The organism is Caballeronia sp. AZ1_KS37, assembly GCF_023631165.1.
Lineage (GTDB): Bacteria > Pseudomonadota > Gammaproteobacteria > Burkholderiales > Burkholderiaceae > Caballeronia > Caballeronia zhejiangensis.
The window spans coordinates 140181-164841 of record NZ_JALQDP010000037.1 but is presented as its reverse complement, the minus strand read 5'-3'; the positions used below and the strand labels follow the sequence as shown (position 1 = coordinate 164841).

The 24661-nt window shown below is 63.8% G+C and carries 23 protein-coding genes and 1 pseudogene; 12 read left to right on the top strand and 12 right to left on the bottom strand.

Annotated features, from left to right (window positions below; all coding sequences use genetic code 11):
- The 3 genes from mtnK to NCS00_RS25135 all read right to left on the bottom strand — a co-directional run bounded on the left by mtnK (position 1) and on the right by NCS00_RS25135 (position 2813).
- Positions 1–1266 carry an S-methyl-5-thioribose kinase gene (mtnK, locus tag NCS00_RS25145; protein WP_250441277.1) on the bottom strand — a complete coding sequence of 422 codons (1266 nt, stop codon included), beginning with the start codon at positions 1264–1266 and terminating at the stop codon, positions 1–3.
- 38 nt (positions 1267–1304) lie between these two features.
- On the bottom strand, positions 1305–2000 hold the full coding sequence (locus NCS00_RS25140; protein WP_239295565.1) for a GntR family transcriptional regulator: 696 nt from the start codon (positions 1998–2000) through the stop codon (positions 1305–1307).
- A 198-nt stretch (positions 2001–2198) separates the two neighbouring features.
- Positions 2199–2813, bottom strand: coding sequence for a DJ-1/PfpI family protein (locus tag NCS00_RS25135; protein WP_250441276.1), 615 nt, complete (start codon positions 2811–2813; stop codon positions 2199–2201).
- 99 nt (positions 2814–2912) lie between these two features.
- On the opposite strand from NCS00_RS25135, the gene NCS00_RS25130 reads away from it, so the two are divergent.
- The 3 genes and pseudogenes from NCS00_RS25130 to NCS00_RS25120 all read left to right on the top strand — a co-directional run.
- On the top strand, positions 2913–4250 hold the full coding sequence (locus NCS00_RS25130) for an aminotransferase-like domain-containing protein (RefSeq protein ID WP_250441275.1): 1338 nt from the start codon (positions 2913–2915) through the stop codon (positions 4248–4250).
- Positions 4251–4691: 441 nt separating this feature from the next.
- Positions 4692–7187: a hybrid sensor histidine kinase/response regulator gene (locus NCS00_RS25125; protein ID WP_008347449.1), complete on the top strand. Its 2496-nt coding sequence runs from the start codon at positions 4692–4694 to the stop codon at positions 7185–7187.
- 205 nt (positions 7188–7392) lie between these two features.
- Positions 7393–7590: pseudogene (locus NCS00_RS25120) on the top strand (thiolase C-terminal domain-containing protein); the annotation flags it as partial.
- Here NCS00_RS25120 and NCS00_RS25115 read toward each other — a convergent pair.
- Positions 7571–8350, bottom strand: a complete 780-nt coding sequence (locus NCS00_RS25115) for a DeoR/GlpR family DNA-binding transcription regulator (protein ID WP_250441274.1) — start codon at positions 8348–8350, stop codon at positions 7571–7573. The pseudogene NCS00_RS25120 and the gene NCS00_RS25115 overlap by 20 nt on opposite strands.
- Before the next feature lie 263 nt (positions 8351–8613).
- On the opposite strand from NCS00_RS25115, the gene NCS00_RS25110 reads away from it, so the two are divergent.
- From NCS00_RS25110 to NCS00_RS25090, 5 genes are all read left to right on the top strand, one after another.
- On the top strand, positions 8614–9612 hold the full coding sequence (locus NCS00_RS25110; protein WP_008347443.1) for a 2-keto-3-deoxygluconate permease: 999 nt from the start codon (positions 8614–8616) through the stop codon (positions 9610–9612).
- Positions 9609–10862, top strand: a complete 1254-nt coding sequence (locus NCS00_RS25105; RefSeq protein WP_250441273.1) for a four-carbon acid sugar kinase family protein — start codon at positions 9609–9611, stop codon at positions 10860–10862. Before NCS00_RS25110 ends, NCS00_RS25105 begins: the two co-directional genes overlap by 4 nt.
- A 35-nt stretch (positions 10863–10897) precedes the next feature.
- Positions 10898–11899 carry a 4-hydroxythreonine-4-phosphate dehydrogenase PdxA gene (gene pdxA, locus NCS00_RS25100; RefSeq protein ID WP_008347439.1) on the top strand — a complete coding sequence of 334 codons (1002 nt, stop codon included), beginning with the start codon at positions 10898–10900 and terminating at the stop codon, positions 11897–11899.
- Between the two features lie 48 nt (positions 11900–11947).
- Complete coding sequence (locus tag NCS00_RS25095) at positions 11948–13327, top strand: CoA transferase (protein ID WP_008347437.1); 1380 nt, start codon at positions 11948–11950, stop codon at positions 13325–13327.
- 190 nt (positions 13328–13517) lie between these two features.
- Entirely contained in the window at positions 13518–14294 is a 777-nt protein-coding gene (locus tag NCS00_RS25090) for a phage late control D family protein (protein WP_250441272.1), read from the top strand.
- Here NCS00_RS25090 and NCS00_RS25085 read toward each other — a convergent pair.
- Both NCS00_RS25085 and NCS00_RS25080 read right to left on the bottom strand, forming a co-directional pair.
- A complete protein-coding gene (locus tag NCS00_RS25085; protein ID WP_250441271.1) occupies positions 14255–14806 on the bottom strand; it encodes a type VI secretion system accessory protein TagJ in 552 nt (183 codons plus the stop codon). The two genes, NCS00_RS25090 and NCS00_RS25085, sit on opposite strands and share 40 nt — an antisense overlap.
- Entirely contained in the window at positions 14796–14984 is a 189-nt protein-coding gene (locus tag NCS00_RS25080) for a TagK domain-containing protein (protein ID WP_502801599.1), read from the bottom strand. Before NCS00_RS25080 ends, NCS00_RS25085 begins: the two co-directional genes overlap by 11 nt.
- Before the next feature lie 112 nt (positions 14985–15096).
- On the opposite strand from NCS00_RS25080, the gene NCS00_RS25075 reads away from it, so the two are divergent.
- On the top strand, positions 15097–16257 hold the full coding sequence (locus NCS00_RS25075) for a TolC family protein (protein WP_250441270.1): 1161 nt from the start codon (positions 15097–15099) through the stop codon (positions 16255–16257).
- Positions 16258–16498: 241 nt separating this feature from the next.
- Here the strand turns inward: NCS00_RS25075 and NCS00_RS25070 are convergent, their stop codons facing one another.
- Complete coding sequence (locus NCS00_RS25070) at positions 16499–16738, bottom strand: hypothetical protein (protein WP_250441269.1); 240 nt, start codon at positions 16736–16738, stop codon at positions 16499–16501.
- A 112-nt stretch (positions 16739–16850) separates the two neighbouring features.
- On the opposite strand from NCS00_RS25070, the gene NCS00_RS25065 reads away from it, so the two are divergent.
- A complete protein-coding gene (locus tag NCS00_RS25065) occupies positions 16851–17042 on the top strand; it encodes a hypothetical protein (protein ID WP_175982610.1) in 192 nt (63 codons plus the stop codon).
- Positions 17043–17047: 5 nt separating this feature from the next.
- Here NCS00_RS25065 and NCS00_RS25060 read toward each other — a convergent pair whose 3' ends face one another.
- The 3 genes from NCS00_RS25060 to NCS00_RS25050 form a co-directional block, all read right to left on the bottom strand.
- Complete coding sequence (locus NCS00_RS25060; RefSeq protein WP_250441268.1) at positions 17048–18139, bottom strand: NAD(P)H-dependent flavin oxidoreductase; 1092 nt, start codon at positions 18137–18139, stop codon at positions 17048–17050.
- A 25-nt stretch (positions 18140–18164) separates the two neighbouring features.
- A complete protein-coding gene (locus NCS00_RS25055; RefSeq protein ID WP_250441267.1) occupies positions 18165–19079 on the bottom strand; it encodes a LysR family transcriptional regulator in 915 nt (304 codons plus the stop codon).
- A gap of 166 nt (positions 19080–19245) precedes the next feature.
- Positions 19246–20757, bottom strand: a complete 1512-nt coding sequence (locus NCS00_RS25050) for a CoA-acylating methylmalonate-semialdehyde dehydrogenase (RefSeq protein WP_008348966.1) — start codon at positions 20755–20757, stop codon at positions 19246–19248.
- Positions 20758–20869: 112 nt separating this feature from the next.
- Between NCS00_RS25050 and NCS00_RS25045 the strand changes: the two genes are divergently transcribed.
- Complete coding sequence (locus NCS00_RS25045; protein WP_175982612.1) at positions 20870–21811, top strand: LysR family transcriptional regulator; 942 nt, start codon at positions 20870–20872, stop codon at positions 21809–21811.
- Positions 21812–21872: 61 nt separating this feature from the next.
- Here NCS00_RS25045 and NCS00_RS25040 read toward each other — a convergent pair whose 3' ends face one another.
- On the bottom strand, positions 21873–22175 hold the full coding sequence (locus NCS00_RS25040) for a DUF4148 domain-containing protein (protein WP_033536520.1): 303 nt from the start codon (positions 22173–22175) through the stop codon (positions 21873–21875).
- Between the two features lie 257 nt (positions 22176–22432).
- On the opposite strand from NCS00_RS25040, the gene NCS00_RS25035 reads away from it, so the two are divergent.
- Positions 22433–23668, top strand: a complete 1236-nt coding sequence (locus NCS00_RS25035; protein ID WP_250441266.1) for an NAD(P)/FAD-dependent oxidoreductase — start codon at positions 22433–22435, stop codon at positions 23666–23668.
- Between the two features lie 7 nt (positions 23669–23675).
- On the opposite strand, the gene NCS00_RS25030 is transcribed toward NCS00_RS25035, so the two are convergent.
- A complete protein-coding gene (locus NCS00_RS25030) occupies positions 23676–24572 on the bottom strand; it encodes a fructose bisphosphate aldolase (protein ID WP_008348976.1) in 897 nt (298 codons plus the stop codon).
- Positions 24573–24661 lie beyond the last annotated feature (89 nt).

The window sequence follows — 24661 nt, the reverse complement described above, 5'->3', positions numbered from 1 at the left end:
TCACATCGTCGCGGTGTCGCGTTGAATTTCGCGCGCGAGCACCGCAACCTGTTCGATATCGCCAAACGTCGCGCGTCCAACGAGCAACGCTTCCGCGCAACGCAGGCAACGCACTTCGATACGCGCGCGCGCCTCGGCATCCGGAATGCGCGTGATCTCCGCCACCTTCGCCATGCCGACGATGCGGCGAATCATCTTGCAGCCCGCGAAGCCCAGCGTATCCGCCAGCAAACGCCGCATGAAATGCGCGCGATACGCGCTGAGCGCGCGGCTTTCCGCTTCGCCGCCGATGAAGCGCCGCTTGCTGCGGCTCTCGTGATCGCGCCACAGTTCGAGAAACTGCGCGCTGAAGCCGGTCCAGATGCGCGTCATCTGTTCGAGCAGCCATTCCTGATACGCAACGGGATCGCGTCCGTCGATGCGGCCGTGCCAGTCGCGCGAGAAATATGCGAGCAGCAGATTCGCGATGAGCGCGCCGACGTCGAAGCCCATCGGTCCATAGAACGCGAACTCCGGATCGATCACGAAGGTTTCGTCTTCGTTGACCATGATCGAGCCGGTATGCAGATCGCCATGCAGCAAGGTCTCGGCGTGATTCATGAACGCCCACTTCATGTCGGCGGCCGCGATGCGCAAAGGCTCGTGCGTTCGCAACCTTTCGATCGCGGCCTTCGGCAAGGCGGGGCTATACATGTTCGACGGATGATCCTCGAACGGATACGTGAAGACGAGATCCTCGGTGATCTTGCATAGCTCCGAGTTGACCGCGGCGCTCGCGGCCTGCTTCTTGATATCGGGCGCGAGAAAGAGATCGGAGCCGTGGAACAGCGTATGCGCGAGATAGCTCGACAGATGATTCGCGAGACGCGGATACGTCGTGCCATCCATCAGACCTTGACGCAGAATGCGATGCGACGCGAGATGCTGCATCACCATCAGAAAGCGCTTGCTGTCGGCGTGATAAACCTTCGGCACATGCTGCGGACACAGCGCGCCGAAGCGCCGCAACGCCGCGACTTCATGCTCCATGCGCTGACATGAAAGCGGCCACGTCTTGCCGACGAGCCGCAGGAACGGCGGCGCCTGCTTGACGACGACACTGCGCTGCGGCGTCTTCGCGTTGGTCACGAAGTACACATAGTTCAGATTGCCATCGCCGACTTCGACGACTTCGAGATCGTCGGGCTCGCCCAGCAACGCGCGCACGTCGGGCACGCCGCCGAGATAGGCAGCGAGTTCCTGCGCGGTGAAAGCTTCAAACTCCATCGGTGTCTCCTCCGATGTTGCCCGTGCGCGCATCCCAGTCAGCGACGCTTGCGCACCAGATCGAACTTGAAGATGCTCGTGTTGTAGTAGTCGTTGCTATAGCAAAGCGGCTCGCCGCTCTGATCGAAATCCACTTCGTCCAGCAGCAGAAACAGACCGAAACCGTCGCCCAGTTCGGGCAGATCGCGCGGCGTGAGAATGGTCGGCTGTATCGACGTATGTGTATGCGACAGCCGCCGTCCCGTGCGCTCGAACATGCCGAAAAGCGATTCGCCCAGATCGCCTTCGGCCGCATCGAACACGCGCTTCGGGATCGTGTCGATGCAATACGCGGCGATGGCGTCGTCCGCGCGCCGCACGCGCTCGATTCGCACGCATGGATCGCCGGGCCTGATCGCGAGCTTTTCCGCGAGACTTTCCGATGCGGCGACTGTGTCCGTGTGGATGCGACTCGTCGATGGCACTGCGCCCACGCTGCGAATCATGTCCGTCACCGACATCAGATCATCGAGTCCGCCGTGCAGCTTCAGCGAAATTTGTCTGATGAAGGTGCCCTTGCCTTGCTGACGCGACAGCAAGCCATGCGAGATCATCTGCGCGACCGCTTCGCGCAAGCTCGACCGTCCGACGCCGAGCAGCTCGCAAAGCTCTATTTCAGTGGGAATCTGGTCGCCGGGCTTGAGCTTGCGCTCGCGGATCATGGTGAGGAGCGACTCCTGGATCTTGTCGCTCATCGATCGCTCGACGCTCAGTCGCATGAGGCTCTCTCGGATGACAGTCCATGAAATATACATCAGACGTCTGATGTTTCCGTAGGGACTTTCCCGAAGCGCTTACTGCTTTATACAGGCGGTTTTATTTGCGCACGTGCAGCATGAAAAAGCCCGTCGCGCGCAATGCGACGGGCTTTGCGGTGCACGATTTTTCGCCACTCAGGCGAGCGCGGCGACGTCGATGTAAGGCGCGATGTTTTTCATCGCGCGCTCGACGTAGGCTTCCTTTTCGCCGACGGGCGCGACGTAATGCATTGCACTGCGCGCCGCTGCGACGCCTTCGACCCGCGCGATCACCCACGCCGCGAGATATTGCGATGCGAGGCACCCACCCGCCGTCGCGACATTGCCGTTTGCGACGAACGGCTGATCGAGCGTGCGCACGCCCGCTTCCTCGACCCACGGCTTGGTCGTCAGATCGGTGCAGGCGGGGACGTCCCGAAGAAGTCCGAGCTTCGCGAGGACGAGCGTGCCCGAGCATTGCGCCGCCAGCAACTGACGCGCGGGATCGAGCCTGATGCGCGCCATCAGCGATTGATCCGCGACGACTTCGCGCGTGAGCATGCCGCTGCCGACGATCACGGCATCGGCCTGCGCGGCGTCTTCGAGCGTGGCTTGCGCTTTGAGCACGACGCCGTTCATCGAACGCGCTTCGTCCGACGGACATGCAATCGACACCTTCCAGCCAGGCTTTTTTACGCGATTGAGAATGCCGAGCGCGATCAGTGAGTCGAGTTCGTTGAAGCCGTCGAACGTGAGAATGGCGATATGCATGATGTTCTCCTTTCATCGCATGGAACGCATGAGTGCATGCTACGGCGCGAGACGAATACAATCAAACAATTGTCATGGATACATCGGGAATGGGCGCTCATGCCGAAACCACCGCGCTTCAAGCAGATCGTCGACAGGTTCGTCGATGACATTCGTTCCGGCCGCCTCAAGCCCGGCACGCGTCTGCCGACGCATCGCGAGCTGGCCGCGCGCGAGCGACTCGGCATCGTGACCGCGACGCGCGTGTATGCCGAACTGAACGCGATGGGACTCGTCAGCGGCGAAACGGGACGCGGTACGTTCGTGAAGGAAACGACGCTTTCGCGAGCGCTCGGCATCGATCAGGTCGCGATCGCCGCGGACATGGTCGACCTCAACTTCAACTACCCCGCGCTCGCCGGCCAGGCGGAACTGTTGCGCAGTGCGTTGCGGCAGTTGTCATCGGCGGGCGATCTGGAAGCGCTGTTGCGCTATCAGCCGCATGGCGGACGCGCACGCGATCGGGCGACGGTCGCGCGTCATCTCGCGCGCCGTGGTCTCGATGTGAGCGCGGATCGCGTGATGCTCGTCGATGGCGCGCAGCACGGCCTCGCCACGACGGTCATGGCGCTCTTGAAACCCGGCGATGTGGTCGCGGTCGATACGCTGACCTATTCCGGCTTCAAGCTGCTCGCCGACGCGCACCGGATCGAACTCGCGCCGATACGCGCATCGGGCACGGGCCCCGATCCCGACGCGCTCGAGGCGTTGTGCAAGCGGCGCCGCGTGCGCGCGGTCTACACGATGCCGACGCTGCACAATCCGCTCGGCTGGGTGATGACGGCGACGCGGCGCAGGCAACTGGCAGCGCTTGCGCGCAGGCATGGCTTTTTCATCGTCGAGGATGCGGCCTATGCCTTTCTCGCCGATGACGCTCCGCCGCCGCTCGCCGCGATCGCGCCGGAACTGACGGTGTACGTATCCGGCTTTTCGAAGAACGTGGCGACGGGACTGCGTGTCGGCTATGTCGTCGCGCCATCCGAATGGGTGCCGAAGATCGAGCGCGCCATCCGCGTGACGACGTGGAACACGCCGGGCGTCATGACGGCCATCGCGTGCGGCTGGCTCGCGGACGGCACGGTCGAGAGACTCGAAGCGGAAAAGCGCGCGGATGCGTCGATGCGCCAACTCATCGCGGCGCGTGCGTTGGGGCGTTTGAAGCGCGTGACGCATCCGGCGTCGTACTTTCTGTGGCTGCCGATGCCCGAGGAAGTGCGCGCGGATCGCATCGCGGCGGCGCTGATGGAAGAGCGGATTTCGGTATCGATGGCCGAGCCGTTTTGCACGGCGGCGCAGGTGCCGCATGCGCTGCGGCTGGCGCTGGGATCGGTGGATGTGGCGACGTTGGGCGACGCGTTGGGGCGCGTCGCGGAAGTCGTGGCGAGGTATGCGTATTGAATCTGAAGCAACCGCAAAAGCAATAGCGTAATAATCGCCCAATAAACCAATTCGGCGAACCGCATTTTCCGGATAACGAAATAAACCATCCGCCGCGAGGGGTCCTTTCCCGCATCGCAAATCCGAACGCGCGAAAGAAAGCAAGCAAGCCGAATTTACCGCCATCCGCCCATCGGCACGGAATTAATACTCACGCAATAAATCCGCGAATGCACAACCGGTCATTTGTCGTACTTATGCCCATAACGGCTTACGATCCAGTCAATAATCCCCGGCATGCCGCCCCGACGCGCTTCATCGGCGGCCCAAGCCTCTAAAAATCTTCTCGAACAGCAAACGATTGCGGCCGTATTTGTGTTCCAATTGAGCGATTAATCCGTCGCAAAAAACCCGATATCTCCGCGACTCGAAGATCGCGAATCCATCGATTGGAAATACCCTATGCGGACTCAATACGAGGCGTCGACACCGGAAAAGAAAATCAAGGCGGAACATACGCGTCAGGCGCATTTCCAGCGATGGTTCGCCACGTTCGCCAGCCTCGCCCATTCGCGGCTCCCGCTTAACGCTTATCTCCAGAAAGTCACTGACACGCTGAGAGAAGTCGCGGGCGTCGCGTCCGCCGTCGTGGAATGGATCGAGGGCGACACGCTCCACTACCGCGCGGCAAGCGGCAAGGCGGCGGCGCACATCGGCGTGCGGCTGCCCACGGCCGGCAGTCTGTCCGGGCTTTGCATCACGCGCCAGCAAGCGCTCATCTGCCGCAATTCGGCGACGGATCATCGCGTCGACCGCGCGGCGTGCAAAGCCGTCGGCGCCGTGTCGATGGTCGTCGCGCCCGTCGTCTACGAAGGCCGCTCGGTCGCCGTGCTGAAGCTCATCTCCGGCGAAGTCGACTATTTCGGACATTCGGACATCAGCATCCTCGATGCGTTTTGCGCGTGCATCGCGGAAACCATCGCGCGCGAGGAGATCGCGCAGGAAAATCGCGCGCTGCTGCGGGAGAAAGCCAGCGTCGCCGCGGATCTCTCCGTCGAGTCGTCGCTGCGCATCGAATACGAGAAGAAGCTCGCCGACGCCCTGCGCCGCCGTCAGACCGTGCTCGACAACGCGCACGTCGCATTCGTATCGATGGACGAAGCCGGCATGGTCGTCGAATGGAACGAGGCCGCGAGCGTGCTTTTCGGCTGGAAACATCGCGAAGTCGCGGGCCGGGAACTCGCGTCGTTCATCGTGCCGGAACGCTTTCGCGACGCACACCGCACGGGCCTCACGCGCTATCTCGCGACGGGCGAGGCGCGCATCATCAACACGCGCGTCGAGTTGCCCGCGCTGCGCCGCGACGGCACCGAGTTCGCCGCCGAGCTGACGATCAGCGAAGTCTGGTACGAAGGCCAGCGCCAGTTCGCGTGCTTCGTGCACGACATCACCGACCGGCACGTCGCGAACGAGGCGAACGAACGGCTGCGCCTGCTCATCGATTCGGTGAGCGACTACGCGATCTGCATGCTCGACCAGAACGGCTACGTGCGCTCGTGGAACGAAGGCGCGCGCGAGATCTACGGCTTCACGGCGGCCGAAGCGATCGGCCGGCATTTCGCGCTTTTCTACACCTCGGACGAACACGGCCGCGACCGTCCGACCGACGATCTCGCGCTCGCCGCGAAGCGCGGCCGCGTCGAACACGAGGACTGGCACGTTCGCAAGGACGGCACCGAGTTCTGGGCGCACGTCATGCTGAGCGCGCTGCCCAACAAGAACGGCGGCGCTCAGGGCTTCGTCAAGATCACGCGCGACATGACCGCGCGGCGGCGTCTCGAAGAACTCGAAGCGTCGAGCCGGCGCATGAACGAGTTCCTCGCGCTGCTCGGCCACGAGTTGCGCAATCCGCTCGCGCCGATCCGCAACGCGGTCAGCATCCTCAAGCTGAAATCGTCCGACGACGCCGACGTGATCCGCAGCCGTCAGATCGTCGACCGCCAGCTCGCGCATCTGACGAAGCTCGTCGACGATCTGCTCGAAGCGGGGCGCGTCAGCTCGGGCAAGATCCGTCTCTCGACGGACATCGTCGATATCGCGGATGTCGTGCACCTGAGCGTCGAGGCGAGCCAGCCATCGTTCGACGAGCGCGGACAGCGCATCGACATTCAGGACAGCGGCCAGCCGCTTTTCGTCAACGGCGATCCGACGCGGCTCGTGCAGGCGCTCAACAATCTGCTCAACAACGCGTCGAAATTCAGCCCGCACGGCTCGACCATCACGCTCGAAGTCGGCCCGCGCGGGGGCACGGTGCTGGTGCGCGTCATCGACGAAGGCCGCGGCATCTCGCCCGAAGCGCTCGGCACGGTGTTCGATCTGTTCGTGCAGGAGCATCCGCCGGGCGCGCATGCCGACGAAGGCGGGCTCGGCATCGGCCTCACGCTCGTGCGCGCGATCGCGGAACTGCACGGCGGCCACGTCGAGGCGAAAAGCGGCGGCGCCGGACGAGGCAGCGCGTTCTCGCTGTGGCTGCCGCTCGCCGAGCCGCCCGCGCGCGGCACGCCTGCGAGCGGCACGCCGGCCGCTACGGCGGGACGTCAGCTCGATGTGCTCGTCGTCGACGACAATCGCGATTCCGCCGACAGCATGACGCTGCTCGTCGACATGCTCGGCCACAACGCGCGCGCCGCCTACGACGGGTCGCACGCGCTCGAATCGTTCGAAGCGGCGCGGCCGCAGGTCGTGCTGCTCGATCTGTCGATGCCCGGCCTGACGGGTTTCGACGTGATCCGCCGCATGCGTGACGATGGCAAGCACGTCATCGTCGCGGCGATGACGGGCCTCGGCTCCGACGAGGACATGGCCCGCACGCGCGCCGCCGGTTTCGACGCGCATCTCGTCAAGCCGGTAGATCTTCCGGAGCTGGAGCGCGTGCTGGCGCTGGCGGGGCGCGTCTGACGCGTTGCGGCGCGCCCGGCACGGCGCGCACGCGCGCGGGCGTTTTCGTCAGCGGATATGGCTGCTTCAGCACAGGCCAGAACCTGCCGTTCGCATCGCGCGCGGACGAGAGCACGTCGGCGAGGAAATCGCTGTCGTCGAGAAATTCGTCGACGCGCATGGCCGGCGCGGCGCCCGCGATTGCCCTCGCCGCCGTCGCTTTCGGCCGAACGGCGGATTGCTTTCGCGCGGTCATCCGGTCAGCGCGACCGGGCTCGCGCAGATCGTCGAGTTGACGCAGCAGTTGCGCGGCCGGGCGGGCGCGCGGCAACGGCCAGGCGCGAAAGTCGCGCTCGCCGAGCATAACGGCGGTCAGCTCGCAGGCGATTCCGCCGTCGCGCTGGTCACGATTCTTTCGACGTAACCTGCGCCGTCTCCACCGTCACATTCCCCCGCTCTTCGAAGCGCGCGAGCACCGGCGCTTCGGCCCATGCATCGGTGACGAGCGTCCAGTTGCGTTCCAGCGGCGTCCAGTGCTGCTGATTCGCGCGCTCCAGCTTGTTCGACGCGACGAGCACGAACACGCCCGCCGCCTGGCCCGCGATGCATTCCTTCAGAAACGCCTGCTCCGCCGTCGCCTCGCACAGCCCGCGGCCCGCGACGACACCATCCGCGCCGAGAAACGCCTTGTCGAACGTGACGCGCGTGAGCGCCACCTGCGCGATCGGTCCGAGCGTGCTCATGCTCGATGGCCGCACGTCGCCGCCGATCAGCGTCACGCGCACATCCGCCGCCGCGAGCGTGTTCACCGCCAGCAGATTGTTCGTCACGACGTGAATCTCGGTGCGCCCGGCGAGGCAGCGCGCGAGCGCGGCGGTCGTCGTGCCGCCGTCGAGAAAGATCGTGTCGCCGTCCTGAACGTGACGCGCCGCCGCGCGCGCGATCGCTTCCTTCTGCTCGCGATAGCTCTCGCGCCGCGTATCGAGCGATTCTTCCGGCTCGTGCATCCCGACCGACGCCGCGCCGCCATACGTGCGCACGATGCGCCGTTCGTCGGCGAGCGCGCGCAGGTCGCGGCGCACCGTCGCCTCCGACATGCCGAAGTGCTCGCACAGCGCGGCGACATCGTTCATGCCGGAGAGCACGGCCTTCAACATGGCTTCGCGGCGTTTCTCGACTTTCATCCTGTTCCTTTCTTTTGACGGTTCTGGCGGCGACGCACAGTGTAGCGAACCGGCCGGGTCCGTCGAATGCTCGCGGTTCGTGTCGAGCGCACGGCCGATATTTTGATCGATTTGGTCATTCGAGCAGTCGGAATGATCGACATCGATCAGAGTAAACGCCTAGAACGACCAAATTGCGCAAAACAGACGGGAGGACTACACTGCAATTTGATCGGTTCGATCAATCGATGATCGAATCGGACAAAGACCACTCAGGAGACTTCATGGCTCAACTTCACATCAAGCGCGCCGTCGAGCGCGTTCCTGGCGGGATGATGATCGTCCCGTTGCTCATCGGCTCGCTGATCGCGACGTTCATGCCGGGCATGCCGAAGTTCTTCGGCTCGTTCACGAACGCGCTCTTCACCGGCGCGCTGCCGATTCTCGCGGTGTTCTACGTATGCATGGGCGCCAGCATCGACGTGAAGGCGACGCCTTATCTGCTGAAGAAAGGCGGCGCGCTGTTCGTGACGAAGGTCGGCACGGCAATCATCGCGGGCATCGTGCTCGGGCATTTCCTGGGCGAGCAGCCGATTTCATCGGGACTGTTCGCGGGCATTTCGACGCTCGCCGTCGTCGCCGCGATGAACGACACCAACGGCGGCCTCTACATGGCGCTGATGGGTCAGTACGGCCGCTCGGAAGACGTGGGCGCGTACACGATCATGTCGCTCGAATCCGGCCCGTTCCTGACGATGGTCACGCTCGGCGTCGCCGGTTTGTCCGCGTTTCCGTGGCCGACGCTCGTCGGCAGCATTCTGCCGCTCGCGGTCGGCATGCTGCTCGGCAATCTCGATCGCGAGATGCGCGAGTTTCTCGGCCGCGCCGTCCCGGTGATGATTCCGTTCTTCGCGCTGGCGCTCGGCGCGAGCCTCGACCTGCACAAGGTCTGGCAAGCCGGTTTGCTCGGCATCGGACTGGGTTTCGCGGTCGTCATCGTGACGGGCATTCCGCTCTATTTCGCGGATCGTCTGACGGGCGGCACGGGCGTGGCGGGCGCGGCGGCAGCGAACACCGCGGGCAACGCGGCGGCCGTTCCGGCGCTGATCGCGGCGGCGAATCCGGTGTACAACGAAGCGGCCAAGTCGGCGACGCTGCTCGTCGCGGCGTGCGTCGTCGTGACGGCGATCGTGTCGCCGATATTGACCGCATCCATCGCGAAACGCGTGAACGCGCGGCGCGATGCGGGTTCGTCCGCGAAGGCTCGGGGGGCCACGCAATGAAGAGTTTGCTGATCCTCGCCGACGATCTGTCGGGCGCGGCCGATTGCGCGATCGCGTTCGCGGCGGCGGGCCGCAAGACGGTCGTGTCGCTCGACGCGGGCGCATCGGACGCGAACGCGACCGTCGTCGCCGCCGACACCGACACGCGCCGCCTCGCGCCCGCCGACGCCGCGAAGCGCACGGCCGACGCGTGGCACGCGTTGCGCGCGCCGGGCCGGCGTCTCTACAAGAAGATCGATTCGACGTTGCGCGGCAACTGGGCCGCCGAAGTCGCGGCGCTGACGCGCGTCGCCGGTCCGGCGATCGTCACGCCCGCGTTTCCCGCGACGGGCCGCACGGTGCGCGATGCGCGCGTGTTCGTGCGCGGCGTGCCGCTCGAAGACACGGAAACGTGGCAGCTCGAACACGCCGGGCAGCATGCCGGCTTGCGCGAGTTGCTGGACGCGGTCGGCCTGCGCGCCGCGCATGTTCCGCTCGATGCGTTCCGCGCCGCGCCGCAGGAAGTCGCGCTGATGATCGCGTCGGCGGCGGCGTCGGGCAATGGCATCGACGCGATCATCGTCGATGCCGAAACCAGCGACGATCTCGCATCGCTCGCACGCGTGAGCGCTTCCGTCGATGAGCCGTTCTTCTGGGTCGGCTCCGGCGGACTCGCCCGCGAACTCGCCGCGCTGCCCGATCTCTTCGATACCGACGCTTCCACGCAGTCGGCGAGCATTATCGAGCCGGCGCAAGGCCCGATTCTCGCGCTCGTCGGCAGCCTGTCGGCCATCTCCGAACGTCAATGCGCGCTGCTGTGCGCCGAAGCCGGCGTGTGCGAAATGATCGTGCCGCCCGCCGTGTTGCGCGACGGCGCGCGTCATCCGCAATGGCAAACGTGGAGCGCGCGCATCGGCGACGCGGTGCGCGGCCAGGAAGACGCGATCGTGCGAATCGGCCGCGACGACGCGTTCGATCCCGCCGAGGGCGCGCGCTTGTCGAACGCGCTCGCCGCGCTCGTCGCGCCGCATTTCGATGCGCTCGGCGGGCTGATCGCGACCGGCGGCGAAACGGCGCGCGCGATGCTCGCCGCCGCGAACGTCGGCAGCCTCGAACTCGTGCGCGAAATCGAAGCGGGCGTCGCGCTCGGACGGCCATCGAACGGCAAAGGGCCGTCGGTCGTCACCAAGGCCGGCGCGTTCGGCAGCGAGCACGCGCTGCTCGGCGCGTACCTGCATTTGCGCGGCGCGGATATTCCCATCACGCGTTGAAGCGCGTTGAAAACAGACATCACCAGACGAAAATCATGAGCAACTATCTCCCCGTAATCGGCATCACGATGGGCGACGCAAGCGGCGTCGGACCGGAAGTCGTCGTCAAGAGCCTCGCGCACGACGCGGTCTACAAGCAGTGCCGTCCGCTCGTGATCGGCGATGCGCGGCGTCTCGAACGCGCCAACGAAATCGTCGGCGGCAAGGCGACGGTGCGGCGCATCAAGGACGCGACCGAAGCGCGCTACGAGCCGGGCGTGATCGACTGCATCGACCTCGGTCTCATTCCCGACGACCTGCCCTTCGGCGAACTGTCGGCCGTTGCGGGCGATGCGGCTTACCAGTACATCGCGCGCGCCGTGGAACTGGCGCAGGCGAATCAGATCGACGCGATCTGCACCGCGCCGCTCAACAAGGAAGCGCTGCACGCGGGCGGCCACAAGTTTCCGGGCCATACGGAAATGCTCGCGCATCTGACGGGCGTGGAAGAAGTGTCGATGATGCTCGTCGCGCCGCAATTGCGCGTGATTCACGTGACGACGCATATCGGCATCATCGATGCGATCCGCAAGATCGAGCCGGGTCTCGTGCAACGCACGATCGAGCGCGGCAACGCGACGCTCGTGAAGGCGGGCATCGCGAAGCCGCGCATCGGCGTGTGCGGGATCAATCCGCACGCGGGCGAGAACGGTCTGTTCGGTTACGGCGAGGAAGAGGAAAAGATCATTCCCGCGGTGAAGCTCTTGCAGGAACGCGGCCTCGATGTGACTGGCCCGCTGCCCGCCGATACGCTGTTCTATCGCGCGGGGCGTGGCGACTTCGATCTCGTCGTCGCGATGTATCACGATCAGGGTCACGGTCCGGTGAAGGTGCTCGGTCTCGAAGCGGGCGTGAACGTGACCGTTGGTCTCGATGTGATCCGCACGTCGGTCGATCACGGCACGGCGTTCGATATCGCGGGCAAGGGCATCGCCGATGAAGGCAGCATGCTCGAAGCGCTGCGTCAGGGCGCGGAGCTGGCGACGCGGCGTCAATGACGCATATGGCGTGATAATGGGCGCTCCATCGACTCAGGAGCGCCCGACATGACTTCCTCTCTCGATACGCTGCGCAGCCTATGGCGCATCGCCGGCTTGCCCGACGATGCGCTTTCTTTCATCGACCTTCCGGGTCGCGATCCGGTTTTCCCTTCCAGTTTCGCTGTCGGCACGGCGGCGCAGGCGACCATCGGCGCGGCGGCGCTCGCGGCGTGCGAGCTTGGTTTCGCGCGCGGCGTGGAGCGGCAGCGCGTGTCCGTCGACATGACGCACGCGGCGGTCGAATGCACCGGCGCGTTCACGGTGGACGGCAAGGAGCCGGAGACATGGGGACGCTTCTCCGGTCTCTATCGATGCGCCGATGGCTACGTGCGGATTCATGCGAACTTCGAACATCATCAGGATGGCGCGCTGCTTCTGCTCGGGCTCGATCCGCGCACCGCGACGCGTGAGGACGCCGAACGCGCGCTGCTTTCGTGGCGCGCGGGCGACTACGAGAACGCGGCGGCGGAGCGCGGTCTCGTCGTGACGATGCTGCGGACGTTCGACGAATGGGATGCGACGCCGCAGGGCCAGGCTATCGCCGCGCAGCCGTTGATGACGATCACGCGCATCGGCGATGCGCCCGCGCTTGCGTTGCCTTCTTTATCGGCGGATGCGCGTCCGCTCGATGGCCTGCGCGTGCTCGATTTCACGCGCATTCTCGCGGGGCCGGTCGGCGGGCGCGCGCTCGCCGCGTTCGGCGCGGACGTGATGCTCGTGAACGGGCCGCATCTGCCGAATATTCCGGCTATCGCGGATACGAGCCGCGGAAAACGATCGGCGCTGCTCGATCTTCGGTCGCCTTCGGATCGCGAGACGCTCTGGCATCTCATCGATGACGCGCATGTGTTCGCGCAGGGGTATCGGCCGGGCGGGATCGCGTCGCTGGGATTCGGGCCGGATGAAGTGGCGCGGCATCGGCCGGGCATCGTTTATACGTCGTTGAGCGCGTATGGCGCCGAGGGACCGTGGGCCGCGCGACGCGGTTTCGATTCGCTCGTGCAGACCGCGATGGGCTTCAACGCGGCGGAGGGAGAAGCAGCCGGCGAGAGCAAGCCGCGCGTCTTGCCGATGCAGATGCTCGACATGGCGAGCGGATTTTTGATGGCGTTCGGCGCGGCGGCGGCGCTGTGGAAGCAGCAGCGTGAGGGCGGAAGCTGGCATGTGGAGGTTTCGCTCGCGCAGACGGGACATTGGTTGCGCGGGCTCGGACGTGTGGACGGCGGGTTCGCTATCGCAAAGCCGGATCTCGCGCCGTATATGGAGCGGTATGAATCGGGATTCGGTGCGTTGATGGCGGTGCGGCCGAGCGCGCAACTTGCGCGGACGCCGGCGGGGTATGCGAGGGAATCGGCGCCGCCGGGGACGGCGCAGGCGCGGTGGTGAGGGGTGGGCTTGCGCAGTCGAGCGAGTAACGACGGTCGATGGACCGCTTGGTCGACGGAGTCCTTACTTTTATTCAGATAAGTCTCCTTGCGCTCACTGTGATGTCCATCTAAAAGTCGTGGTCAGTGTCAACTCTCGGCCGATCGTCAGGCATTCCGCCTGACATCCCCGATTTCGCACGGATCACGCAATGGAAGCACAATCAAAGCGATCCACCGCCCTCGCGCGCTGGATCACGGGCAGGCAGAACTACTATCTCAAGGTGCGAGGCGCACCGCCGAGCGATGGCCTCTCGATCATCTCCGTCAAGGCGATCGAACGGCTAGGCAGTCCGTATCACATCACGCTTGAACTGACCGCCAATGTGGAACTGGCGCGCGCCGACTATCTCGGGCACAACGCGACGTTCAGCATCGAGCCGTTACCCGGCGACGGCACGCCGCGCGAGTGGAACGGCAACATCACGCGCTTCACGCGAACTCGCAAGACGCGCGACTTCTGCGCGTATCGCGTCGTGGTCGAATCGCCGCTGGCTCGACTGCGCATCACCAAGCGATCGCGCATCTATCAGAACAAGACCGTGCCCGAGATCATCGAGACGATCTTGCGCGATCACGATTTCGTCACGCATCAGTTCGCGTTCAAGCTGCGGCGCAAGTTTCCGAAGCTCGTCTTTCACATGCAGCACCAGCTATCGGACTGGGCGTTCATCCATCTGTTGATGCGTCAGGCGGGGCTGTTCTGTTACACGCGCCCCGGCGATTTCGGCGATCAGGTCATCTTCGCCGATGACATCGATGGATACGACTATTCGCTGCGCGCCAACGTGCTCTATCGCGAGACTTCAGGGCTGGAAACGGGCCACGAAGCGGTCTTGTCATTGCAGCAGCAGAGTGTGACCGTCGCGCAGTCGATCCGCGTTCGCGACTACAACCCCCTGCGTTCATGGGAGCCGAGCCAACGGTAGCGGCCTGCCGCAAAGAATTCGCACACCGGGCCCAGGCGTGTGTCGCTATCGGAGATCCAGGCGAACGAGTGCGCCGCGCCCGCCCCTGCCACAAGCGGTGCCAGATTCAGCGCCTTCTCACGCGCGTCGTCCGCGGCTTGCATCTCTCCTTGCGCGAACAAGCCCAAAGCCGCAAGCAGGCCGCGCATCCAATCGGGTACATCGTCGAAGACGTAGTCCGGCTCCAGAAATCCGGACAGGACCTTTTCACGCGCACGTTCGGCACGCACCAGATCCCGATACGTGTGTGCATGGTTCGTCTGGGAGCTATCGAGTTGCGCGTAGGTCTGCAGTTGCTGCATCGCGCGCTCCCACTCACCAATGACGCACAGGTACTGGAACAACGCCCAGCGATTTGCAGCGACGCCCGGTTTCGCGCGCACGCGCGCTTCGATCTCGCCCATCTGTTCGCTTAGCGGCGCGCGAGCGAGCGGTGCGGGCGAAGCAATGTCGCTCTTCTGTTCAATCTTCATGTTCGATTCCATCGAGATGAAGCGAGCCGGCGTTGAATTCAGGCAACGGACTATCTATCGCAAGTGTGTGATGTTCGCGGCGTGCAAGCGCAGGCGGCACAAAGCGCCGGCGCAAAGCGTCATCGAGTTCATATTCCGGGGGCGCGAAGAGCGCGAGAATTTCCGGCGCCGCGGCCATGTTCATGTCTTCCCTGCCGAGTTCGTCGCCCGGGCCAAGCGGGCCGATCCCGCTCATGCGCAGGTGCGCGGCGCATTACGGCTTCGAATTCGGACGACCAACAAGAGCAAGATTGCGTCGCTCGCCGGACTTGATCGGCTGGGGCCGTGCGTATAACGAAATCAAAACGGACGGTTTTCCGCGTCAGAGCTATTGGCAAAACGGATGGACTTTCCAGGCCGCGCAGCCCCTCTTCGACTGGGCCAAATGGACGACCTATCAGCAGGCCGATCTGGTCGTCGCTCAAGGCGCGGTGCAATTCGCGGCCGCGCAGCAAGCGGCGATGCTCAAGGCGGTTCGCGCCTATTTCGATGCGCTCGCGGCGGAGGACGAACTCGAACGTACGAGCGAATATCTCGCCGCCATCGATGAACAGCACAGGCAAACGCGCCGTAAGCGCGCCGCCGGCGAAGCGACTGTCATAGACGAGCGCGATATCGATGTCGCTCTCGCCCAGGCGCGGATTCAAAACGCCGACGCGCGTCAGGACATGGAGGTGAAGCGTCGCGTTCTACAGCAGATGAGCGGCAAGCCATTCTCGCCGCTTTCGGGTCTTGCAGCGGGCACGAAGCTGCCGCGTATCGAGCCGGAAGATCCGGATGTCTGGGCCGGTCAGGCGAGTTCGAGCGGCTACGATGTGCAATCGAAACAGCTCGACCTCGAAATCGCGAAGATGGATTCGAAAAAGGCGCGTGCGGCGCACTATCCGGTCGTCTCGCTTACCGGCACCTACACGCCGGCTGGCGCAGCGTCGGGCTATGCGCGCCCGACCACCACGACCACAGCCATGCTCCAGGTGATGATGCCGCTCTTCTCCGGCGGAGAGATACAGGCGCGATTGAAGCAAAGCCTGGCGCAGCAGGACAAAGCGCAGGACGCGATCGAATCCGCGTCCTTCACGGCCGAGAAGGATGCGCGTGAAAACTACGCTGCATATCTAAAGGCGCGCGTTCGGAGTATCTCACTCGAACAGCTAATGCAGACATCAAAGGAAGCATTGGCCGCAACCGAAACGGGCTTCAAGGTCGGCAGCCGGACGCAGGTCGACGTTCTGCGTGCGCTCGACTCGTACTTTACGGTTCGCCGCGATCTCATGCGTTCTCGATACGAGGTTATCGTTTCCTCGTTGCAATTGAAGGCGAACGTTGCGTCCCTGACCATCGACGATATTTCCTACGCAAACACGCTGTTGTGCTGCGCGAAAACATCGGACAACGGACCATCTTTACGCTGACTGTGCAAGAGTGCATTGACGTGCCGAATACCTTGAGTTCGTTTGCATAACCCTTCTGGCTTTGCCAGAGCAGTTCGCTCTAATACGCTTGAAACGCGCATCGGGAATTTCCCATTGCGCGTTTTTTGTTGCCTGAAAGGATCGACATGAGTTATTTGCATGCCGTCTCGCAGGCATCTATCAAATCTCAAAAAAGATTTGCTCCAAAAATAGGATGCGTCTTATTATGTTCTTAAGCTGATTATGTTCGCGCAGCGCGCAGATAAGGAATCCAGAGCACAAGAAGTTTCATTACAGGGGCCGAGATGAGAAAAGCGAAGTGGTTGAATATTGCCCGGCACGCGCTGCGCTGCGCCGTCGTGAGTTCCCTTGCCGGGCTTTGCGTGCCGGCTTTCGCGACGCTCGTTCCGGGCGGCACGATCACGTTCAGAGGTGCATTGGTTGCGCCGCCGTTTGACATCGCTGCCAGATCTGCTTCCATGCTCGGAACCAGTGGATTCCAGAACGATTCCGCTGATGTGAAAGGCGTACGTTCCTCCGCCGTTGTCACCTATTACGCGCCACCGCACAATGCGCCGAGCGCGGAGGTTTCGTTGGTCGTAGTGGGCGATCGTGCCGCTGCGGTGAGTTCGCATTTCATCGACGGCGCGGGACAGCGCGTCGGGCCGTCCCTGGGCCGCTCATATCACGTAGGCCCGGCAGGCGGCGCGCTTCTGATACGGCGATCCGAAAACGCGCGCGCCGAATCGACGACGCTCGTGACCGTCGTCACCGAATACAACTAGCGCATTCAACGCGATGCATATCGCTGCAATCCCGCGATGCTTTCCCGCAGTTCGTCTTGCAGCCGCGCCATCAATTCGGCGGCGGGCAACTCGCGCGCGAGCGCGGCGGCTTGCCCTGCCCATTGCGCGCCGTAGCCGAATTCGCTCTTTGCTTTCGCCGCTGCGTGCAATGCCTTGCCTGCATCGTAGGTAATCGGATACGCGGGAATGGCAGGCGCTCCTTCGGCGCGCCCGAGTTCGGTGAACTTGTTGACGAGGCCGCGCGCCTTGCGCCCCGAAATCGCCGATGTGAACGTCGTGCGTTCGGCCGCATCGGTCAAGATCGCGCGACGGTAGCCCGCATCGATCGACGTCTCCGTGCAAGGCACGAACGCCGTGCCCAATTGCGCGGCCTGTGCGCCCAGCGCAAGCGCCGCCGCAATGCCCGCGCCGTCCATGATGCCGCCCGCCGCGATCACGGGCAGATCGAACTTGCTGGCGAGAAGACGCGTCAGCGCGAACGTGCCGAGGTTGTCGTCGTCGGCTTGCGGATCGAAGATGCCGCGATGTCCGCCCGCTTCGATGCCCTGCGCGACGATCGCATCCATGCCCGCCGCGACGACCTGCTCCGCCTCACGCAAATTGGTTGCGGACGCAATCAGTTTGATGCCCGCGTTGCGCAACGCATCGATGTATTCCTTCGACGGCAAGCCGAAGTGAAAACTCACGATCGCGGGCTTCTCTTCGACGAAGACCCGGAGCATGGCATCATCGACGACGAAGCTCGTATAAATCTCGCTCAGCTTCGCGGGCGGCGTCGCGCCGTATTGCGCGAACACCGGCGCGAGCCAGTTCGTCCATGCCTGCTCGATAGCGGCGTCGGCGCGGGCCGGCTCATGACAGAACACGTTGATGTTGAACGGCTTGCTCGTCAGCTCGCGCGTCTCGCGAATCACCTTGCGCGCGCCTTCCGCGTTCATCGCGCCGACGCCGAGCGAGCCGAGCCCGCCCGCATTCGATACGGCCGCCGCGAGCGCGGGCGTGCTGACGCCGGCCATCGGCGCCTGAATGATCGGCACGTCGATGCCGAGTAGCGATGTCAATGCGTTCTTGCTCATGAATGTGCATCCTCTGAACGTTGATTCAACGCGTGCCGAGCTTCTCGACGACGAAGTCGACAAAAGCCCGCACGCGCGACGACAAATGTCTGCCGTGCGGATACAGCAGGATGAACGGCCTGCTGCATCCGCCGTAATCGCGCAGCACCTCGACAAGCGTGCCCGCGCGCAATTCTTCCTCGACGGTGAAGCGATAAATCTGGAACAGACCCGCGCCGTGACGCGCGAGCGGAATGCCCGCGAGCGCATCGCCGGACGTGCCGTAGCCGCCTTGCGTCGTGATTTCCACGAGTTCGCCGTTCTGCATGAAGAGCCACGGCACGGGCCGTCCGGTACTTGGCATCTCGAACTGGATGCATTCGTGCGCGAGCAGATCTTCGATTGCTTTCGGCACGCCCGCGCGCTTCAGATAAGCCGGCGACGCCACCGTGACCAACTCCGCATCTTCGAGCTTGCGCGCGATCAGACCGGAATCGCGGGGTGCGCGTCCGCGTATCGCCAGGTCGAAACCTTCATCGGCGAAGTCGATGTTGCGGTTGCTCAGATGCGCTTCGACCGTGACATCGGGATAACGCTTTCTGAACTCCGCAAGCAACGGCAGCATGCGGTAATGCCCGTAAGGCGTCGGCATGCTGATGCGCAACACGCCCTTCGGCGTCGTCTGCTGGCCGGTGGCTTCGCGCTCCGCTTCCGCGAGACGATTGAGCGCATCGCGACATTGCTCGAAGTAGCGACGGCCTGCATCGGTCAGTCGAATCTGGCGCGTCGTACGCACGAAAAGCCGCACGGCGAGGCGCTTTTCGAGTCGCGCGACCGAGCGGCTCACGGCCGCCGGCGTGACGCTCGCAGCGGTCGCCGCGAGCGTGAAGCTGCCGAGTTCGGCTGCAAGGCAGAAGAGTTCGATGCTGCCGAGAAGAAGGTCGTCGAATTGCCGCTGCATGTCGATTGGCTTCGCGTCGCTGTCGTTCTTGCTGAATCTTCGCCGCTTGCACATGAACGGTCAACCGACGGCGTTCCATACGGATCGGCGCGCCGGGGCACAAAAACGAACGCCCGCTTCTTCCACACGGAAAAAACGGGCGATTAGTTGCACGCGTAACGATCGATTACTTCGCGGTCGGCATCACGAATTCCGCGCCCTTCTCCGTGCTCTCGGGCCAGCGCTGCATGATCGACTTCTGCTTCGTGTAGAAGCGCACGCCTTCTTCGCCATACGCGTGCATGTCGCCGAAAAGGCTGCGCTTCCAGCCGCCGAATCCGTGCCACGCCATCGGCACCGGAATCGGCACGTTGATGCCGACCATGCCCACTTCGATGCGACGGCCGAATTCGCGCGCGATATGACCATCGCTCGTATAGCAGGCGACGCCGTTGCCGAATTCGTGCTCGTTGACGAGATCGACCGCTTCGCTGAAGTCCTTCACGCGCACGCACGCGAGTACCGGGCCGAAGATCTCTTCCTTGTAGATGCGCATGTCCGGCGTGACATGATCGAACAGCGTGCCGCCCGTGAAGAAGCCGTCTTCGTGGCCCGGCACCTTGAAGCCGCGGCCATCGACGACGAGTTTGGCGCCTTCTTCCACGCCCAGCGCGATATAACCTTCGATGCGTTCGAGTGCCTGGCGCGTGACGATCGGACCCATTTCCGCGTCGTCTTCCATGCCGTTCTTGATCTTGAGTTGCTGCGCGCGCTCTGCGAGACGCGGCACGATCTTGTCGGCGACATCGCCCACGAGCACCGCGACCGAGATCGCCATGCAGCGCTCGCCGGCCGAGCCGTAGCCCGCGCCGATCAACGCATCGACGGCCTGATCGATGTTCGCATCGGGCATCACGACCATGTGATTCTTCGCGCCGCCGAGCGCCTGCACGCGTTTGCCGTGCTTCGCGCCGGTCTCGTAGATGTAGTTCGCGATCGGCGTGGAGCCGACGAAGCTGATCGCCTTCACTTGCGGATGCGCGAGCAGCGCATCGACGACGACCTTGTCGCCCTGCACGACGTTGAAGATGCCATCGGGCAAACCGGCTTCCTTGAGCAGATCGGCCATGAACAGCGACGCCGACGGATCGCGCTCGCTCGGCTTCAGAATGAACGCGTTGCCCGCCGCGATCGCGACCGGGAACATCCAGCACGGCACCATGCACGGAAAGTTGAACGGCGTGATGCCCGCGACGATGCCGAGCGGCTGGCGCGTCGTCCAGTTGTCCATGCCCGTCGAGACCTGTTCGGTGTAGTCGCCCTTCAGCAGTTGCGGAATGCCGCATGCGAATTCGATCACGTCGATGCCGCGCGAGACTTCACCCTGCGCATCCGAGAAGACCTTGCCGTGCTCGGCGGTGATGATCGCGGCGAGTTCGTCGCGATGCTTGTTCATCAGTTCGAGGAACTTCAGCATGACGCGCGCGCGGCGGATCGGCGGCGTGTCGCGCCAGGCCGGGAACGCGGCTTTCGCGCTCGCGACGGCTGCATCGACATCGGCGGCTTCACCGAGCACGAGCTTGCGCGGACGCTCGCCCGTCGCGGGATTGAACACCGGCTGCGTGCGCGTGGCCGAGCCATGCGTGCGCTCGCCGTGAATGTAATGAACGACGTCGGCGGTGTCGTTGAACGCTTGCATGCTGTCTCCTCTCACGGACTGGTTTGGCAATTGACACAGTGTAGGAAGCGATGCGCCCTTTGCAAAGACGCTATGATTGAACTCATTGTTTATATTGGCAAACAATCGGTTGATGGACGAGCAAAAGATCGAAGGTCTGTGGACCCATTTGCACTGGCTCACCGTGCTTGCGGAACAAGGCAGCTACACGGCCGCCGCCGCGCGGCTGAACGTATCGAAAGCGGCGATGAGCCAGCGCATCGCCGAACTGGAGCGTGCGGCGGGCGTGCCGCTCGTCACGCGCACGACGCGCAGCGTGCGTTTCACCGAAGCGGGCCGCAGGCTCGTCGACGATACGCGCGAGCAGTACGAGCGCATCGCATCGAGCTTCATGAGCGTCAAGGAGATGGCGGGCGTCGCGCGCGGGCTCATCCGCGTAACCGCGCCGATGGCCTTTTCGCGGCAGCAGCTCGTGCCGCGCATGGCCGGATTTCTGCACGCGCACCCCGATGTGCGGGTGCAACTGGAGGCATCGGACCGGTTGAGTTCGATCGCGACCGAAGGCTTCGATCTCGCGCTGCGGCACAGCGCGCAGGTGCCGGATACGCACGTCGCGTGGAAGCTGTGCGATACCCGTTCGGTGATCGTCGCGACACGCGCCTATCTGAAGCGGCGCGGCACGCCGGCGACGCCCAACGATCTCGTCACGCACGATTGCCTCGTCTATCCGCGGCCGCAGGCATCGAGCATCTGGTCGTTCGAAAGGAAAGGCGGGCGCAAGACTTCGACCGGGCCTCATACGCTCGCGGTGAGCGGTCCTTTCGCGGCGAACAACAGCGAAGTGCTGCGCGATGCAGCGCTCGACGATCTCGGCATCGCGCTCTTGCCGGATTTCACCGCGCAGGCCGCCGTGCAAGCGGGAAAGCTCGTCGTGCTGTTGCCGGAGTGGCGTCCGGTCGGCGCGTTCGCGGATCAGCTATTCGTGGTGCGGCCTTATGCGCCGCATGTGCCACGCGCGGTCGCGCTTTTCATCGGATATTTGCGCGAGACGTTCGCAGGCGGCTTTCCGCTCTAGAACGAAAAAACGCGCCGGTCCGAGACCAGCGCGTTTCGTGATGCGGCTTGCGGCTTGCTGCTCAGTGATGCGCGAACGTCGGGAAAACGTCGGCTTGAACCGCGTTGACGCGAGCGCCCGATTGCGCTGAACCATCCGCCACACCTCCATATCCGTTTTGCGCGGCGACGCGCGCTTCGGCAGCTTGAACGTCGGCGGGATACTTCGAATCGCTGATGACGTTCGGGTTATAACCGGCCTTTTCCAATTGCACGATTTGCTCGCGGACTTCGGCGCGCGTCAAAGGCTGATTCGACTGCGCGAACGATGCGACCGGCGCGGCAAAAGCAAGAGCGACCGCTGCGATACCGATGAACTTGTTCATGATGCTTTCCTCCATCCATAAGTTTTGAGTTGCCGCTCACGCTGCCTTGTTTGCTTCGTGCGCGACCGTTGAACAGAGTTTAGGTATCGCACGCCCTAGGGTAAATACCTAAACGGCGAAATCACTTTTGGCGAAAACCCGACTAATACGGGCACGCGCGATGAGAACCAACGCCTTGCGAATCGCCTATAACCAAGAACGGAGCGCCGCTCTACGCGACGCATAGCACGAACGATCGTTTAATCAGGGGAATGGCCTTGAAACGAATCCTTGTGATTGGCGCGGGTTTCGCCGGTCTGTGGAGCGCGCTGTCGGCGGCGCGCAAGCTGGACGAACTCGGGCACGCCGACGAAGCGGAAGTCGCCATCGTCAATCCGGTGCCTTTTCATAGCGTGCGGGTGCGCAACTACGAACAGCCGCTCGACCCGACGCTCGTGCAACTCGATACCGTGCTCGGGCCCGCGGGCGTGCACCTGATTCAGGCGAAGGCGACGAGCCTCGACAGCGCGAATCGCCGTGTGACGATCGAACGCGACGGAGCATCGGAGACGCTCGACTACGACCGGATGATCCTCGCGGCAGGCAGCGTGCTCGTGCGTCCGCCGATTCCGGGCCTCGATCGCTATTCATTCGATGTCGACACCTACGCGGGCGCGTGCAAGCTGCAGGCGCATCTGCTGACCTTGCCCGCGCTGCCCGACACGCCCGGCCGCTATACGGCGGTCGTGGTCGGCGCGGGACTGACGGGCATCGAGTTGGCGGCGGAATTGCCCGCGCGCCTGCGCGAGATCGTCGCGGAAAAGGATCGCGGCAAGGTGCGCGTCGTGCTCGCGGATCGTTCGGCGCGGATCGCGCAATCGATGGGCGGCGCGCAGCATGTCATCGAAGGCGCGTTGCAGACGCTCGAAGTCGAGATGCGGCCAGGCGTGACGCTCGAATCGGTCGATGGCCAAGGTCTCACGCTCCACGATGGCGCGGCGAGCGAGCGCATCGAAGCGGCGACGGTCGTCTGGTGCGGCGGCATGCACGCGAACGCGCTCGCGGCGCAATTGCCGGTCACGCTGGACCCGCTCGGACGCGTGCCCGTCGATACGTTTCTGCGCGCGGAAGGCGTGCCGGGCGTGTTCGCGGCGGGCGATTGCGCGCGCATATTGATCGACGGCACGCGGCCATCGGTGATGTCGTGCCAGCATGGCCGGCCGATGGGACGTTACGCGGGCAACAACGCCGTCTGCGATCTATTCGGGCTGGAGATGCTGCCGCTGTCGATCGACTGGTACACGACCATCTGCGATCTCGGGCCGTGGGGCGCGGTGTATACGGAAGGATGGGACAGAAAGCTCGTCTCGGAAGGAGAGACGGCGAAGGCGACGAAGCGCACGATCAACGGCGAGCGCATCTATCCGCCGAAAAGCGGCACGCGCGAGGACATTTTTCGGGCGGCGGCGCCCGTCCTGCAAACGCCGCCGCCTACCGAACGCGCCAACAAGTAACGAAGCGTCAGACCTTCTTCACGGACGCTTCGTAGATCTCGTCGATCGACTGCTCGAGCGTCTTGTCGAACTCGCTGTCGCTCATGTCCTTCTTCAGCTCGTTGATGAGCGCGCGCGAGAAGCTCGCGATCATGCCGTGGTTCTGCGCGAGCTTCTTGCACGCGTCGCTGCGCGTATAGCCGCCCGACAGCGCGACGACACGCACGACACGCGGATGCTCGATCAGCGGACGATAGAAATCCGCCTCGTCGGGGATGGTCAGCTTGATCATCACGTTGCTCGATTCCGGCAGCGCGTCGAGGCCCTTCAGCAATTCGTCGCGCAGAATCTTTTCCGCGCCTTTCTTGTCCGGGCTCTTGATCGAGACTTCGGGTTCGAGAATCGGCACGAGACCGTGCTTGATGATCTGCGCGCCCACTTCGAACTGCTGCTTCGCCACGGCGGCGATGCCCTTTTCGTCGGCTTGATGGATCACCGAGCGCATCTTCGTGCCGAAGATGCCGAGCTTCACGGCGCGCGCCAGAAGATCGTCGAGACCGGGGATCGGCTTCATGATCTGCACGCCGTCGGCTTCGGCTTCGAGACCCTTGTCGACCTTCAGGAACGGCACGACGCCGCGGTCTTCCCACAGGAACGTGGGAACGGGCTTGCCTTCCGCTTCGCCGTCCATCGTGCGCTCGAACAGAATCGCGCCGATCACCTTCTTGCCCGTGAACGAAGGCGCCGTGATGATACGCACGCGCATTTCATGCATCAGCTTGAACATTTCGGCGTCGCCGTTGTAGGCGTCGTCCGGAATTCCGTATTGCCGCAGCGCGCCGGGCGTCGATCCGCCGCTCTGATCCAGAGCAGCGATGAAACCATCCTTCTCAGCCATTTGCGCGAGCATCTTTTCGTTAGCCACGAACATTTCCTCCTCGAAGTTCAAACACCGGACTTGTGCGCGCACAGTCCGGGCTTATGGTTCAGCTTCTGCAAGTGTAAAGGTTTTGA

Coding starts and splice junctions, on each gene's coding strand:
- mtnK (WP_250441277.1), bottom strand. CDS start 1,266: ATGGAGTTTGAAGCTTTCACCGCGCAGGAACTCGCTGCCTATCTCGGC.
- NCS00_RS25140 (WP_239295565.1), bottom strand. CDS start 2,000: ATGAGCGACAAGATCCAGGAGTCGCTCCTCACCATGATCCGCGAGCGC.
- NCS00_RS25135 (WP_250441276.1), bottom strand. CDS start 2,813: ATGCATATCGCCATTCTCACGTTCGACGGCTTCAACGAACTCGACTCA.
- NCS00_RS25130 (WP_250441275.1), top strand. CDS start 2,913: ATGCCGAAACCACCGCGCTTCAAGCAGATCGTCGACAGGTTCGTCGAT.
- NCS00_RS25125 (WP_008347449.1), top strand. CDS start 4,692: ATGCGGACTCAATACGAGGCGTCGACACCGGAAAAGAAAATCAAGGCG.
- NCS00_RS25115 (WP_250441274.1), bottom strand. CDS start 8,350: ATGAAAGTCGAGAAACGCCGCGAAGCCATGTTGAAGGCCGTGCTCTCC.
- NCS00_RS25110 (WP_008347443.1), top strand. CDS start 8,614: ATGGCTCAACTTCACATCAAGCGCGCCGTCGAGCGCGTTCCTGGCGGG.
- NCS00_RS25105 (WP_250441273.1), top strand. CDS start 9,609: ATGAAGAGTTTGCTGATCCTCGCCGACGATCTGTCGGGCGCGGCCGAT.
- pdxA (WP_008347439.1), top strand. CDS start 10,898: ATGAGCAACTATCTCCCCGTAATCGGCATCACGATGGGCGACGCAAGC.
- NCS00_RS25095 (WP_008347437.1), top strand. CDS start 11,948: ATGACTTCCTCTCTCGATACGCTGCGCAGCCTATGGCGCATCGCCGGC.
- NCS00_RS25090 (WP_250441272.1), top strand. CDS start 13,518: ATGGAAGCACAATCAAAGCGATCCACCGCCCTCGCGCGCTGGATCACG.
- NCS00_RS25085 (WP_250441271.1), bottom strand. CDS start 14,806: ATGAAGATTGAACAGAAGAGCGACATTGCTTCGCCCGCACCGCTCGCT.
- NCS00_RS25080 (WP_502801599.1), bottom strand. CDS start 14,984: ATGGCCGCGGCGCCGGAAATTCTCGCGCTCTTCGCGCCCCCGGAATAT.
- NCS00_RS25070 (WP_250441269.1), bottom strand. CDS start 16,738: ATGGAAGCAGATCTGGCAGCGATGTCAAACGGCGGCGCAACCAATGCA.
- NCS00_RS25060 (WP_250441268.1), bottom strand. CDS start 18,139: ATGAGCAAGAACGCATTGACATCGCTACTCGGCATCGACGTGCCGATC.
- NCS00_RS25055 (WP_250441267.1), bottom strand. CDS start 19,079: ATGCAGCGGCAATTCGACGACCTTCTTCTCGGCAGCATCGAACTCTTC.
- NCS00_RS25050 (WP_008348966.1), bottom strand. CDS start 20,757: ATGCAAGCGTTCAACGACACCGCCGACGTCGTTCATTACATTCACGGC.
- NCS00_RS25045 (WP_175982612.1), top strand. CDS start 20,870: ATGGACGAGCAAAAGATCGAAGGTCTGTGGACCCATTTGCACTGGCTC.
- NCS00_RS25040 (WP_033536520.1), bottom strand. CDS start 22,175: ATGAACAAGTTCATCGGTATCGCAGCGGTCGCTCTTGCTTTTGCCGCG.